General features: G+C 73.9%; 12 protein-coding genes. 6 read left to right on the top strand and 6 right to left on the bottom strand.

Features of this window, described 5'->3' with window-relative positions:
* Positions 1–28 precede the first annotated feature (28 nt).
* Together ACFQZ6_RS16355 and ACFQZ6_RS16350 are read left to right on the top strand one after the other, a co-directional pair.
* Positions 29–706, top strand: coding sequence for a maleylpyruvate isomerase family mycothiol-dependent enzyme (locus ACFQZ6_RS16355; protein WP_381609424.1), 678 nt, complete (start codon positions 29–31; stop codon positions 704–706).
* Positions 707–821: 115 nt separating this feature from the next.
* On the top strand, positions 822–1,517 hold the full coding sequence (locus ACFQZ6_RS16350) for a copper homeostasis protein CutC (protein WP_381609421.1): 696 nt from the start codon (positions 822–824) through the stop codon (positions 1,515–1,517).
* A 17-nt stretch (positions 1,518–1,534) separates the two neighbouring features.
* Here ACFQZ6_RS16350 and ACFQZ6_RS16345 read toward each other — a convergent pair whose 3' ends face one another.
* Positions 1,535–3,574, bottom strand: a complete 2,040-nt coding sequence (locus tag ACFQZ6_RS16345) for a HelD family protein (protein WP_381609418.1) — start codon at positions 3,572–3,574, stop codon at positions 1,535–1,537.
* Between the two features lie 183 nt (positions 3,575–3,757).
* On the bottom strand, positions 3,758–5,401 hold the full coding sequence (locus ACFQZ6_RS16340) for a DNA repair helicase XPB (protein WP_381609415.1): 1,644 nt from the start codon (positions 5,399–5,401) through the stop codon (positions 3,758–3,760).
* A 145-nt stretch (positions 5,402–5,546) separates the two neighbouring features.
* On the opposite strand from ACFQZ6_RS16340, the gene istB reads away from it, so the two are divergent.
* On the top strand, positions 5,547–6,755 hold the full coding sequence (gene istB, locus ACFQZ6_RS16335) for an IS21-like element helper ATPase IstB (protein ID WP_381609412.1): 1,209 nt from the start codon (positions 5,547–5,549) through the stop codon (positions 6,753–6,755).
* On the opposite strand, the gene ACFQZ6_RS16330 is transcribed toward istB, so the two are convergent.
* The 3 genes from ACFQZ6_RS16330 to ACFQZ6_RS16320 all read right to left on the bottom strand — a co-directional run bounded on the left by ACFQZ6_RS16330 (position 6,733) and on the right by ACFQZ6_RS16320 (position 9,957).
* Positions 6,733–7,008, bottom strand: a complete 276-nt coding sequence (locus ACFQZ6_RS16330) for a hypothetical protein (RefSeq protein ID WP_381609409.1) — start codon at positions 7,006–7,008, stop codon at positions 6,733–6,735. The genes istB and ACFQZ6_RS16330 overlap by 23 nt on opposite strands.
* A 94-nt stretch (positions 7,009–7,102) precedes the next feature.
* The gene (locus ACFQZ6_RS16325) at positions 7,103–7,231 is read right to left on the bottom strand and encodes a hypothetical protein (RefSeq protein ID WP_381609407.1); all 129 of its coding nucleotides are present in this window, start codon (positions 7,229–7,231) and stop codon (positions 7,103–7,105) included.
* 182 nt (positions 7,232–7,413) lie between these two features.
* Complete coding sequence (locus ACFQZ6_RS16320) at positions 7,414–9,957, bottom strand: helicase-associated domain-containing protein (RefSeq protein ID WP_381609404.1); 2,544 nt, start codon at positions 9,955–9,957, stop codon at positions 7,414–7,416.
* A 105-nt stretch (positions 9,958–10,062) separates the two neighbouring features.
* Between ACFQZ6_RS16320 and ACFQZ6_RS16315 the strand changes: the two genes are divergently transcribed.
* Both ACFQZ6_RS16315 and ACFQZ6_RS16310 read left to right on the top strand, forming a co-directional pair.
* Entirely contained in the window at positions 10,063–10,956 is an 894-nt protein-coding gene (locus tag ACFQZ6_RS16315) for a hypothetical protein (protein ID WP_381609401.1), read from the top strand.
* Between the two features lie 229 nt (positions 10,957–11,185).
* Positions 11,186–11,818 (top strand): HAD family hydrolase, encoded by a 633-nt coding sequence (locus ACFQZ6_RS16310; protein WP_381609398.1) that lies wholly within the window; start codon positions 11,186–11,188, stop codon positions 11,816–11,818.
* On the opposite strand, the gene ACFQZ6_RS16305 is transcribed toward ACFQZ6_RS16310, so the two are convergent.
* Complete coding sequence (locus ACFQZ6_RS16305) at positions 11,794–12,045, bottom strand: hypothetical protein (protein WP_381609395.1); 252 nt, start codon at positions 12,043–12,045, stop codon at positions 11,794–11,796. The genes ACFQZ6_RS16310 and ACFQZ6_RS16305 overlap by 25 nt on opposite strands.
* Before the next feature lie 165 nt (positions 12,046–12,210).
* On the opposite strand from ACFQZ6_RS16305, the gene ACFQZ6_RS16300 reads away from it, so the two are divergent.
* A complete protein-coding gene (locus tag ACFQZ6_RS16300) occupies positions 12,211–12,594 on the top strand; it encodes a cold-shock protein (RefSeq protein WP_381609392.1) in 384 nt (127 codons plus the stop codon).
* The last annotated feature ends 5 nt before the right edge of the window (positions 12,595–12,599 follow it).

The raw sequence follows: 12,599 nt of genomic DNA, 5'->3' as shown, positions 1-12,599 counted from the left end.
GCGGGAGCCAGGCCCTAGCGTGGGGCGCATGACTACTGCGGATGCGCACAACGGACGGGACCCCGAGCTGCCGGGGCGGCTGCTGGTCGTCGAGCGGGACGTGCTGCTGCCGGTGTTGCGGGGGCGGGCGGAGGCCGACTTCGGGCTGCCGGTGGCGGCGTGCCCGGGGTGGACGGTGCGGGACCTGCTGGCGCACTGCTCGGCCGCGTTCACCCGGGTGCTGGAGCGGCGGTTCGAGGAGGGCGTCTTCTCACCGGAGTCCAACGACCGGGACATCGCGGAGCGGGCCGACTGGACCACCGCGGAGGTGCTGGACGAGCTGGAGCGCGGGATGACCGAGGTCGGCCCCGTCCTCGCCCGCGGCAAGGGGCCGCTGGACGCGCTGGCGCTGGGCGAGTGGGTGCACGCCGGGGACGTGCGCGAGACGTTCGGGCTGCCGGAGGCGTACGCCGGTCCGGGGCTGCCGCACGCGCTGGCGCTGCTGGCCTGGGTGACCCGGCTGCGCGGGCACGTCCCGCTCCACGCCGACCTCGACGACCTGGACGAGCCGCTGCTCCTCGGCGACGGCGGCGGCGAGCGCACCCCGGCCCGTTACATCGGCGACGCCCCCACCCTCGTACGCCTCTACACGGGCCGTCCGCTGCCCGAGGACGCGGAGTTCGAGCTGGCGGGGGTGGAGGCGGGGGAGCTGAACCTCTTCGGCTGAACTCGGACCCCGCGCGACGGCCGAACTTCGGATGTGATCGCGGGCCCCTCCCGGCGTACCCTGAGATTGGACTAGACCTGTAGCCGCTCCGGGGAAACCCAAGGAAAGGGGTCCTATGAGCACGCGTGCGCTCCTGGAGGTGATCGCCCTCGACGCCGAGGACGCGGTCGCCGCCCAGGCCGGAGGCGCGGACCGCCTCGAACTGGTCACCGACATGGCGGCCGACGGGCTCACCCCGTCGGCCGGGACCGTCGCCGCGATCCGCGCCGCCGTCGACATCCCGCTGCGCGTGATGCTGCGGCTGGCGGACGGGTTCGCCGCCGGGGACGTCGAGCGGCTGACCGACACCGCCCGCCGGATGCGGGAGACGGCGGGCGCGGACGAGTTCGTGCTCGGGTTCCTCGGCGCCGACGGCGGGGTGGACCTGGACGCCGTGGAGCGCGTCGTCGGCGTGCTGGACGGCTGCCGGTGGACCTTCCACCGCGCCATCGACCGGGCCGCCGACCGGGACGCCCTGCGCAAGCAGCTCGACGGGCTCCCCGGCCTCGACACCTACCTCACCGCGGGCGCCGGTACCGGCGTCGACGACGGCCTGCCCACCCTCGTCGCGGAGGCGGCCCGCGACGGCGAGCAGGGCTACGAGCCCCGCATCCTCGTCGGCGGCGGGCTCCGCCTCGACCACGTGCCCGAACTGCTCGCCGCCGGGATCGACGCCTTCCACATCGGCGGCGCGGCCCGGCCGGACGGCTGGTCAGGACCGGTGTCCGCGGCGGCGGTGCGCGAGTGGCGCGAGGCGCTGGACGCGCGCTAGCCAGAGCCGGACCGGCGCTAGCCGAGCTGCGGGGGCAGTGGTGACGCGTGGGTGACGATCAGGCCGGAGACCGCACGGGTCAGGGCGACGTACAGACGGCGCAGGCCCGTGCGCTCGTCGGGCTCGCCGTCGACCACCGCCCGGGGTTCGTCGAGGACGACGTAGTCGTACTCCAGGCCCTTCGCCAGCGACGCCGGTACCAGCGTCAGCCGTCGCTCCGGCGTCGTCTCCTCGCCCGGGTCCAGCGGGCTGAGACCCGCCGCCGCCAGCGCCTCGGCGAGGGCGGGGACCCGGGCGTCGGCGGCGATCAGGCCGATCGAGCCCTCCTCGCGCAGGGAGTCGACGCAGGCCGCGACCACCTCCGCCGTGCCGGTCACCGGACGGATCTCGAAGGACCCCGGGTTCTCCCGCACCGACGCCACCGGGGCGAGGCCCGGCGCGATGTGCGGCAGCAGCCGGGAGGCGTAGGCGATCACGTCCGTCGGCACGCGGAAGCCCGCGGTCAGCTCCTCCACCGTCGCGTCCGGCTTGCCCAGGTGGGCCAGCGCCTCGCCCCAACTGCGCGTCGCCCACGGCGTGGTGCCCTGCGCCAGGTCACCGAGGACGGTCGCGGAGCCGGTGGTGCAGCGGCGGCCGACCGCGCGGTACTGCATGGGGGACAGGTCCTGCGCCTCGTCCAGGACGACGTGGCCGAGGGAGTGGGTGCGCCGCACCAGGTCGGTCGCCTCGTCGATCAGCACCGCGTCCGCCGCCGACCACTTCGCGGACTTCACGGAGCGCGCCGGTTTGGTCCAGAGGATGGCTTTCTGCTCGTCGTCGGTGAGGACGCCCTCCGCGTGCACGGCGAGGAAGTCCGCGTCCGACAGCAGCCGCAGCACCAGCTTCTGCGGGTCGACCGGCGGCCAGATCGCCTTCACCGCCGCCTTCACGGCGCTGTTGCGGGCGACGGCGTCCTGCACGCGGTCGTCGGGCGCCTCACCGGAGCGTTCCATCTGCACCAGCACGGCGTGCGCGATGCGCTGCGGCAGGGCCTCGCGGGCGGCGCCGTAGCGGATGCCGCGCTCCAGCAACTCACCGACCAGCTCCTGTAGTTCGTACGCCGGAACGCGCCAGCGCCGCGACCCGCGCACCACCACGACCGGCTCGGTGGGCGGGGTGACGTGGGAGTACACCGCCCGGCGCAGCACCTCCGCCATCCTCGCGTCGCCCTTGACGACCGCGGCGGTCGCGTCGTCCGTGCCGCGCACCTCCACGTGCGCCACCAGGTCGTCGACCGTCGCCTGCTTGACCGACAGCTCGCCCAACGCGGGCAGCACCTGCTCGATGTAGTGCAGGAAGGAGCGGTTCGGGCCGACGACGAGGGTGCCGGTGCGGGCGAGCCGCTCCCGGTGGGCGTACAGCAGGTAGGCGACCCGGTGCAGGCCCACCGCCGTCTTCCCGGTGCCGGGGCCGCCCTGCACGCACACCGTGCCGCCAAGCCCGGACCGTACGATCTCGTCCTGCTCGGGCTGGATCGTCGCCACGATGTCCCGCATCGGGCCGACGCGCGGGCGCTCGATCTCCTGCTGGAGCAGCTTGCTGGAGCGCGCCGCCTCCGCCGGGTCCGACAGGTGCTCGTCCTCGTACGCCGTCAGGTCGCCGCCCGTGTAGCCGAACCGGCGGCGCAGGCCGACGTCCATCGGGTCCTTCTTCGACGCCCGGTAGAACGGCTGCGAGACCGGCGCCCGCCAGTCGATCACCATCGGGTCGCCGTCGGCGTCGTGGACGTGCCGCCGCCCGATGTAGAAGCGCTCGCCCTCCGCGCCCTCCGCGAGGTCGGCGCCGGGGGCGTGCAGGTAGTCGAGGCGGCCGAAGAACAGCGGGGTGTGGCTCAGGTCGGCGAGCGCCTTGACGCGCTCGTCGATGTGGCGGGCCAGGATCTGCGCGTCCACCCAGTTCGCGGTGGAGTTGCTGATGTCGAGGGACTCGACGTCCTCCCGCATGGCGCGCAGGGCGGCGCGGGACGCGGTGAGGTGCGCGCGTTCACGCGCGAGGGGGTCGTCGACGGACGCGGACAAGGGGGTGCCTCCGGGTGACCTGCGGGGTGACTGGAACCGGTGTGCCGACCGGTTTCCGTCCGGTCGGCGGCACTCCGTGAAGGGAGGCGGGCAAGAGCGGAGATCCTAGGTGACCGGGAGGGAACGGGGCCACTCAATTACGGCGGCCCGGTCCCGTACGGCGGCCCCCTCCAGCGCCCCGGGTCAGCTCTCCGCCAGCAGCTCGTCCGCGTCCATGATCCGGTAGGCGTAGCCCTGTTCGGCCAGGAAGCGCTGGCGGTGGGCGGCGAAGTCCTGGTCGATCGTGTCGCGGGCGACGACCGAGTAGAAGTGCGCCTGGTGGCCGTCCGCCTTCGGGCGCAGCACCCGGCCGAGGCGCTGCGCCTCCTCCTGCCGGGAGCCGAACGTGCCCGAGACCTGGATGGCGACCGTCGCCTCCGGCAGGTCGATGGAGAAGTTCGCCACCTTCGACACCACCAGCACGCTGATCTCGCCCTGCCGGAACGCCTCGAACAGCTTCTCCCGCTGGGCGTTGGTCGTCTCGCCCTTGATGACCGGCGCCCCCAGGTGCTCGCCCAGCTCGTCGAGCTGGTCGATGTACTGCCCGATGACCAGGATCTGCTGGCCCGCGAACCGACGGACGATCGCCTCCGTCACCTTCCGCTTGGTGTCGGTCGTCGCGCAGAACCGGTACTTCTCCTCCGCCTCGGCCGTCGCGTACGCGAGCCGCTCGGAGTCGGTGAGGTTGACCCGGACCTCCACGCAGTCGGCGGGCGCGATGTAGCCCTGCGCCTCGATCTCCTTCCACGGCGCGTCGAACCGCTTCGGCCCGATGAGGGAGAACACGTCCGACTCCCGGCCGTCCTCCCGCACCAGGGTCGCCGTGAGGCCCAGGCGGCGGCGGACCTGGAGGTCGGCGGTGAACTTGAAGACGGGCGCGGGCAGCAGGTGCACCTCGTCGTAGATGATCAGGCCCCAGTCCCGGGAGTCGAACAGCTCCAGGTGCGGGTAGACGCCCTTCCGGCGCGTCGTCAGCACCTGGTACGTGGCGATGGTGACCGGGCGGATCTCCTTGCGGGTGCCGCTGTACTCACCGATCTCGTCCTCGGTCAGCGACGTCCGCTTCACCAGCTCGTGCTTCCACTGCCGGGCCGAGACCGTGTTGGTGACCAGGATCAGCGTCGTCGACCTGGCCTGCGCCATCGAGCCCGCCCCGACCAGTGTCTTGCCCGCGCCACACGGCAGGACGACGACACCGGAGCCGCCGTGCCAGAAGTTCTCCACCGCCTGCTTCTGGTACGGGCGCAGCGCCCAGCCGTCCTCCGCCAGGTCGATGGGGTGCGCCTCACCGTCGACGTACCCGGCGAGGTCCTCGGCGGGCCAGCCCAGCTTCAGCAGGGTCTGCTTGATCTGCCCGCGCTCCGAGGGGTGCACGGCGACCGTGTCGGGGTCGATGCGGGCGCCGACCAGCGGGGCGACGCGCTTGGAGCGCAGCACCTCCTCCAGGACCGGGCGGTCGGTGGTGGTGAGGACGAGGCCGTGCGTCGGGTGCTTGCTCAGGGTGAGGCGGCCGTAGCGGTCCATCGTCTCCGCGATGTCCACCAGCAGCGCGTGCGGCACCGGGTAGCGGCTGAACTGCACCAGCGCGTCCACGACCTGCTCGGCGTCGTGCCCGGCCGCGCGCGCGTTCCACAGGCCCAGCGGGGTGACGCGGTAGGTGTGGATGTGCTCGGGCGCCCGCTCCAGCTCGGCGAAGGGGGCGATGGCGCGGCGGCAGTCGTCGGCCCGCTCGTGGTCGACCTCGAGGAGCAGTGTCTTGTCGGACTGGACGATCAGCGGACCGTTCACGCGGGGCACCCTTTCCCTCCGGCCGGACGGTTCGGCCGAACGTCCAGTGTGCCTGATCGGCGCGCGTCAACGGTTTCGTCGTACAGGATGTCTATTCATCCCGTGGGGTGACGCGACTTCGCCTGAATGGCCGCGGCTGCGAAGAATGCGCACCGTGCAGTCTCCCCCTCGCGCCCCGTCGTCCCCGCCGACCACCACGCTCGGGTACGCGCTGTTCGCCACCCGCTGGCTCCAGGCCCCGCTGTACTTCGGGCTGGTGGCCGCGCAGGGCGTGTACGTCTACAAGTTCTTCAACGAGCTGTGGACGTTAGTGCTCCGGTGCCTGACCGGGCGGGCCACCGAGACCTACGTCATGCTCGCCGTGCTGAAGCTGGTCGACGTGGTGATGATCGCCAACCTGCTGATCATGGTGATCGTCGGCGGCTATGAGACGTTCGTCTCCCGCATCGGGCTCCAGGGCCACCGGGACCAGCCGGAGTGGCTGTCGCACGTGAACTCCAACGTGCTCAAGGTCAAGCTGGCCACCGCGATCGTCGGGATCTCGTCGGTGCACCTGCTCCAGATGTTCGTGGACGTGCACCACACCGAGCGGCACTCCCTGCTGTGGGGCACGGTCATCCACATGGCGTTCATCGTCTCGGCGGCGATCCTCTGGTACATGTCCGGGGCGGCGACCAACCCCCACGCCGACCAGCACCAGCAGCCCCCCGCCGCGGCGCGGGCGGTGTCCGTGCCCGCGCAGGGCGGGCCGCCCGCCGCCGACGACGGCCCCGACGCCGAGGAGCGGGTCCGGGCGGCCGGGTTCCCGGTGCGCAGGACGCTGGAGGAGTTCGACGCCGACCACCCCCGCGCCTTCGACCGGGACGCCGTGGCCCGGCTCGGCAAGCTGGACTTCCTCGCCGTACCCGGCAACGTCGTCCTCACCGGTCCCCCCGGCACCGGCAAGACCCACCTCGCCGTGGGCCTCGGGCTGCGGGCCTGCGAGGCCGGGCACCGGGTGCTGTTCGCGACCGCCGAGGACTGGGCCGCGCGGCTGTCCCGCGCCGAGTCGGCGGGGCGGCTGGCGGAGGAGCTGGCCGACCTCGACGCCTACCCCCTTCTCATCGTCGACGAGGTCGGCTACGTCCCGTTCGACGCGGACACCACCCGGCTCTTCTTCCGCCTCGTCTCGCACCGCTACGAACGGGGCTCGCTGATCGTCACCAGCGACCGGCCGCCGCACCGCTGGGGCGAGGTCTTCGGCGGCCCGGCCGCCCCGGCGATGGTGGACCGGCTGGGCCACCACGCCGAGACCGTGCGCATCGACGGCGACAGCTACCGCACGCGGCGGGCTACCGCAGGGTGGGCAGAGTGAGGTTGTTGACCAGCGGCCCCTCGATGGCGATCCCCTCCGTGACGAGCGGCTCGACGGCGATGGGCAGGGGGTGCGACGGGGCGGCGGAGGGCGCGGCGGAGGAGACCGCGGAGGGCGCGGCGGAGGCGTCCGGGGCGAGTGCGGCGATCATCGCGGCGGCGGAGACCAGCGCGGCGGCCGACACGGCCACGGCGGACCGGACCTGGGCGGCGGAGGCGGAACGGGTGCGGTGGGGGAGGAGCTTGGCGCGCATGGGGCGTCAGGGCCTTTCACGGGTTCGGGGCGGGACCGCTCTGCGGGCCGGGCCGGTCGTGGGGCGACGTACCGGCCCGGCCCGTCAGAGGGCGCTAGATCGGCGGCGTTTCGAGTACCAGTCCGGCGACGTCGATGCCGATGGCCGCCGCCTGGGTGGCGAAGGCGCCGATCAGCACGGCGGTGGCGGTCACTACGGCGGCGACTCGGCGGGCAGTACGCATGGCGGTTCCTCACTGGTGGGGGTTGGCTCGGACACCCCCTGGCTGCCCCACGCCCCCGCGCCGGATGCCCGACACGGATCAAGCTCCCTCATGGGTGGGAAGTCTCCGGCGTGGCGTGCATGGATCGGCGCCGCCACCCGCACGGGTGAGCCGCCGCCTCAGCCACCGCAGCCGCGGCCGTCTCAGTCCCCCGGCCCGTCCGCCAGCTCCGCCACCCCCGTGATCCGGTGCAGCGCGTACGTGCGGACCTCGTCCGCGGTGTGGTCGTACGCCGTCACGAAGCCGCCCTCGACCCGGACCGGCGCGATCACGCGCTGGCTCGCGGCGCCCTCGGCGTTCACGTACCCGATCCACAGGGCCTGCCCGGTCAGCACCGCGGCCTGCATGGTGGCGAGGGTCTCCGCCGGGCCGGTGCGGGGCAGTTCCCCGCCCGTCGTCGCCGGGGTGTCGGCGGGCGGCTTGCGCGGGGTCGTGGTGGCGAGGTCGCCCGCGCGGATGGCGCGGATCGCCGCCGCCAGCAGCGTCGCGTCCGGCGTGGGCGGGCCGTCCGGGACCGGCTCCGGGGGCGTGCGCGGGGGCGTGCGGTGGGCGTGGGCGCGGGTGATCAGCACATCGCCCTCCGCGGACTCGGCCGCCGGGGCGAAGCCCATCGCGCGCAGCCCCTCCAGCAGGGCCGCCGGGTCGGCCTGCGCGGCCAGCACCGTCGGCGCGAGGCGGCGCAGGCCCAGCCCGGCGGAGCGCTTGTCGGCGAGGATCTCGTTCAGCAGGGCGTCGTCGTCGCAGCGGACGTACGCCGAGGCGGCTCCCACCCGCAGGTGCCCGTGTCTGCGGGCCACGTCGTCGATCAGGTAGGCCAGCGGCTGCGGCACCGGCGTGCGCGAGTGCTCGGCGAGGAACGCGTGCAGGTCGGAGGCGCTGCGGCCCGCGTCCAGGGCCCGGCGTACCGAGCCGGGCGTGAAGCGGTACACCGTGGCCCCGCCCTTGGACTCCACGTCCGCGAGGACGCCGAGCATGTCGGCCAGCGGGCGGCGCAGCGGGCCCGGCGCCACGGCGGTCAGGTCCGCCTGGAGCAGGACGTGGTCGAGAGGTTCGGGCAGGAGCGGGGCGAGCAGGCGGGCCGCCGCCGCGGTGGCGGTGGCCTGTTCCTGGGCGGAGAGGGCGGGGAGCGGCGGGGCCGGGCGGTGGCGGAAGGGGAGCCTGTCGCCCGGACCGGCCTCGGCGGGGGGCCGCGGGTGCTTCGGGGCTGTGCCCAGGAGCGCCCTGCCGTGCGTCGACAGCGCGCCGCGGCCGGTGACGCCGAGCTGCTCCGCCTCGGTCAGCGTCCACTCCGCGAGGCGGGCGCGCAGGTCGTCCCCGGCGCGCGGCGGGCGTTCCCAGCGCAGCCGGGCCTGGAGGGACCCGGGGTCCGGCGCGGTGCCCTCCGGGAGGTCCGCGAGCAGGGTCAGCACCCGGTGCCGTACCTCCTGCGCGGCGGACCGGTCCAGGCCGGGGCCCAGCGCCGACAGCGTGCGGTCCTTGGCGTCCCGGCCGCCCACCAGGCCCGCCGTCCGGGTCGCCGTGAGCCACGCCTCCGCCAGCCGCGCCCAGCGGTCGGCGGGGGGCAGCTCCCGCCACTCGTCGTAGGCCGGGGTGGCGGCGTACCGCTCGTCGGCCTCGCCGTCGGAGGCCAGCAGCCCGGCGGCGTAGGCGAGTTCCACCCAGAACGCGGCGACCGGCTCGGACACGTCCAGGGCGACCGCGGTGCGCTTGAGGTCCCGCACGCTCAGCCCACCGGCGCGCAGGACCGCCGGGCCGCCCTCGTCCCAGTCCTTCAGCAGCTCCTCGACGGTCGCCAGCGCGGTGTACGCCTGGCCCGCCGCCGTGCTGTCCACAACCTGTGGATGGTGGGTGGCGGTGGTCGTGACGGGCGGTGGGGTGGGTTCTGGAGTGCGGTGTGCCCGGCCCGCGCGCAGGTGCAGCGCCACCTCGCGGGGGAGTACGACCGTCCCGGGCGCGGTCGGCAGGAGCAGCCCGCGGTCCAGCAGCCAGCGCAGCCGGGGCGCCGGGTCCGCGGTGACCTGGCCGTACGGCGGGCCCCACACCAGTCGGTCCAGCACCTCGACCGACTCGGCGGGGGCGTCGGCGAGCAGGCCGGTCATCCGGGCGCGGTCGGTGAACAGGTCGGTGAGCGCGGCGACCGCGGAGACCGAGTCGTGCGTGGACGGCAGCCCGGCCGTCGTGACGATCTCCTGGATGCGGCCCGGCGACATGCCCGACGTCGCCTCCCGCACGGTCGGGCCGAGGCCGGTCGGGGACGGGTGCTGCGGGGTCGGGGCCAGCAGCTCGCGCGCGGTGCGCACCAGGCGCAGGCAGTCGTCGGCGCCCCACACCAGCGCCTGTTCGCGCAGGATGTGCAGCGCGTGCGGGAGGGCGGCCGTCACCGCCGGGTCGCGGTCGTCGCCCGCGAGCAGGCCGAGCAGTTCGTCGTACGTCGCCGGGTCCGGCGCCACCGCCAGCGCCTGCGCCGTCTGCACCGCGAAGCGGTCAAGACGCTCCAGGGCCCGGACGACGGAGGCGCGGGTGCCCGCGCGGGTGGCGAGCTGGGTGAGGTCGGTGGGGACGGGGGTGATGAGGTCGGGACGGCTGCGCAGGAGGGCGGCCAGGTCGGCGTCGTCGCGCGAACGGAGCGCCTCCGCGAGGGACCGGGGCGCGGTCGGCTGCTCGGGCCGCTTCTCGTCGCTGCTCATCCGGTCAACGGTAGCGGGTGTGGGGGCGGGGGAGGGGAACGGAACGTTTCTACGGCGCTGTGCGGGCCGCTCTCTCCCTGTGCGGGCTGCGCTACCGTCGTCCGGGTGGGGATCGAGAGCGACAAGGTCGTCTACGAGTACCTGAGCCGCGTGGGTGACGTGGCGCAGCAGCGGCAGCTTCCGTCCGCTGTGCGGATGCGGCTGGTGTCGCAGCTCCGGGACGAGATCGACGAGCGGCGGGCGCGGGCCGGGGTGGACACCCCGGCGGCCGTGCGGCGGATCATCGCCCGGCTCGGCAGTCCGGACGACGTGGTGTCGGCGGCGGGGCCGGGGGCGGGGGCGGGGTCCGGGGCGGGGAGCGGGGTGGCGCCCGGCGCGGTGGTGGGGGTGCCCGCGCCGCGGGAGGCGGAGTCCGAGCCCGCGGTCGTGGAGCCGCGGGGGGTGGAGCCTCGGGTGGTGGAGCGGGGGGCGCGTGGCGACTGGTGGCAGGAGCGGGGGCCGTTCGGGGACGAGGTCCCCGGGTTCGTGGGGGGCATCGAGATCGCGGAGGTGCTGCGGCCGCCGGTGGCCGAGCCCGTGGCGGGGGAGGAAGCCGACGCCGAGGAGGAGGTTCCCGCCGAGGAGGCGCCCAAGCGGCGGTTGCCGCGGTTGCCGTCCCTGCGGGGGTGGGGCAGCCCGCTGCTGCTGCTCGCCGCCGGGCTGCTGGTCGCGGGGGCCGTGCTGGGCAACCTCGTGCCCCTCGCCTTCGGCTGGCTGATCGTCTACCTGTCGCGGCGGCTCAGCCGGAACGAGGTGCGGGTGGCCGTGATGGGCCTGCCCGGCGCCGCCCTGGCGTGCGGGCTGCTGTGGCTCTGGGGGCGGGCCGCCGGGCGGTGGGGGGAGCCCATCGCGGACGGGGCGATGAGTGATGCGGTGGGGGAGGCCTGGCCCTGGGTTGTCCGGGGGGCCGCTGTCTCTTCCGCCGTGTTCCTGGTGTGGCGGGCTCGTCGGCGGGGCTAGTCGTGCCTGCGGCGGCCTGTGGCGGTGGTTGCGTGGCGTGCGTAGCGCTTTATGCCGGGGGGTGGGGCGGGGCCGCGCCGGGGGGTGTCCGTCCTCGGAACCGCGCGGGCTGTGGGTCGTGAGGTGAGCGGGGTTCTGCGCGCGAACCACTGCGGGCGGACACCCCCCGACACGTCCCCTTCCGTCGTACGGCGACTGCGGGTCCGGCCTGGCCTGCACAATGGGCCGTATGGCCCTGACGAGCGCTTTTCCCACTGTCGGTTTCGATCTCGACATGACCCTCATCGACTCCCGGCCCGGCATCCACGCCTGCTACCTGGCGTTGGCCGAGCGGACGGGGGTCTTCATCGACGCCGATCTGGCCGTTACGCGGCTGGGGCCGCCGTTGGAGGAGGAGTTGCGGAACTGGTTCCCGGAGGGGGAGGTCGCGGGGGTGGCCGACCTCTATCGGGCGATGTATCCGTCCATCGCCGTGGCTGCGACGCCCGCCATGGCCGGGGCGCGGGAGGCGATCGGGGCCGTGCGGGAGGCTGGTGGGCGTGCCGTGGTTGTCACCGCCAAGTTCGAACCCAACGCCAAACTGCACCTCGCGCACCTGGGCATGGAGCCGGACGCGGTCATAGGTGACCTGTGGGCGGAGGCCAAGGCGGAGGCGCTGCGGGAGCAGGACGCCGTGGTGTACGTGGGCGATCACGTGGGTGACGTGCGCGGGGCCCGGGCCGCCGGTGCGCTGTCGGTGGCGGTGGCGACCGGGCCGTGTGCGCCCGCGGAGCTGCGGGCGGCGGGGGCGGACGTCGTCCTTGATGATCTGCTGGGGTTCCCTGAGTGGCTTTCGGCCTATCTGGACGCCTCCCGCGCCTGACGGCGGGCCGCCGCGATGGAGCGCAGCACCCCCGCGGCGGCGATGGCGAAACCGACGCCCATGAACATGCTCAGCCCGAACATGTAGGTGGGAAAAGGCGTAGTTCCCAGGAACAGCGGCATCACCGTGACCAGGGTGGCGACGGTACCGATGAGGAACACCACGGCACCGGCACGGATCAGCCGGTCACCGGGTGCGGCGGAATTCGTTTGGGTTTTGTCACGCACCGGACCAGGGTAGTTCCCAGCGCGAAGGAACAACCGGGTGACGTCTTGTCACCGGCTCCTGTACCCATAGTCTTGGTACCGGCGGGTCATGGACGACCCGCCCCAGTGCTATCAAGAGCCGTTTTCCGAAGCAGTTTTCCGACGAGTACGAGGACGAGGACAGACGTGCCTACCGGCAAGGTCAAGTGGTTCAACAGCGAGAAGGGCTTCGGCTTTCTCTCCCGTGACGACGGCGGTGACGTCTTCGTCCATTCCTCGGTTCTCCCCGCCGGAGTCGAGACACTCAAGCCGGGTCAGCGCGTGGAGTTCGGGGTCGTCGCCGGGCAACGCGGTGACCAGGCCCTTTCGGTGACGTTGCTCGATCCGACGCCCTCGGTCGCCGCCGCGCAGCGGAAGAAGCCCGATGAGTTGGCCTCGATCGTCCAGGATCTGACCACCCTCCTGGAGAACATCACGCCCATGCTCGAAAAGGGCCGTTATCCCGACCGGGCTTCGGGCAAGAAGATCGCCGGACTGCTGCGCGCCGTCGCCGACCAGCTCGATGTGTGACAGGT

Source organism: Streptomyces flavalbus (assembly GCF_042674625.1).
Lineage (GTDB): Bacteria > Actinomycetota > Actinomycetes > Streptomycetales > Streptomycetaceae > Streptomyces > Streptomyces flavalbus.
This window is presented reverse-complemented; position numbering and strand designations above follow the sequence as displayed.

Coding starts and splice junctions, on each gene's coding strand:
- ACFQZ6_RS16325 (WP_381609407.1), bottom strand. CDS start 7,231: ATGCGTACTGCCCGCCGAGTCGCCGCCGTAGTGACCGCCACCGCCGTG.
- ACFQZ6_RS16355 (WP_381609424.1), top strand. CDS start 29: ATGACTACTGCGGATGCGCACAACGGACGGGACCCCGAGCTGCCGGGG.
- istB (WP_381609412.1), top strand. CDS start 5,547: ATGCGCACCGTGCAGTCTCCCCCTCGCGCCCCGTCGTCCCCGCCGACC.
- ACFQZ6_RS16320 (WP_381609404.1), bottom strand. CDS start 9,957: ATGAGCAGCGACGAGAAGCGGCCCGAGCAGCCGACCGCGCCCCGGTCC.
- ACFQZ6_RS16350 (WP_381609421.1), top strand. CDS start 822: ATGAGCACGCGTGCGCTCCTGGAGGTGATCGCCCTCGACGCCGAGGAC.
- ACFQZ6_RS16310 (WP_381609398.1), top strand. CDS start 11,186: ATGGCCCTGACGAGCGCTTTTCCCACTGTCGGTTTCGATCTCGACATG.
- ACFQZ6_RS16330 (WP_381609409.1), bottom strand. CDS start 7,008: ATGCGCGCCAAGCTCCTCCCCCACCGCACCCGTTCCGCCTCCGCCGCC.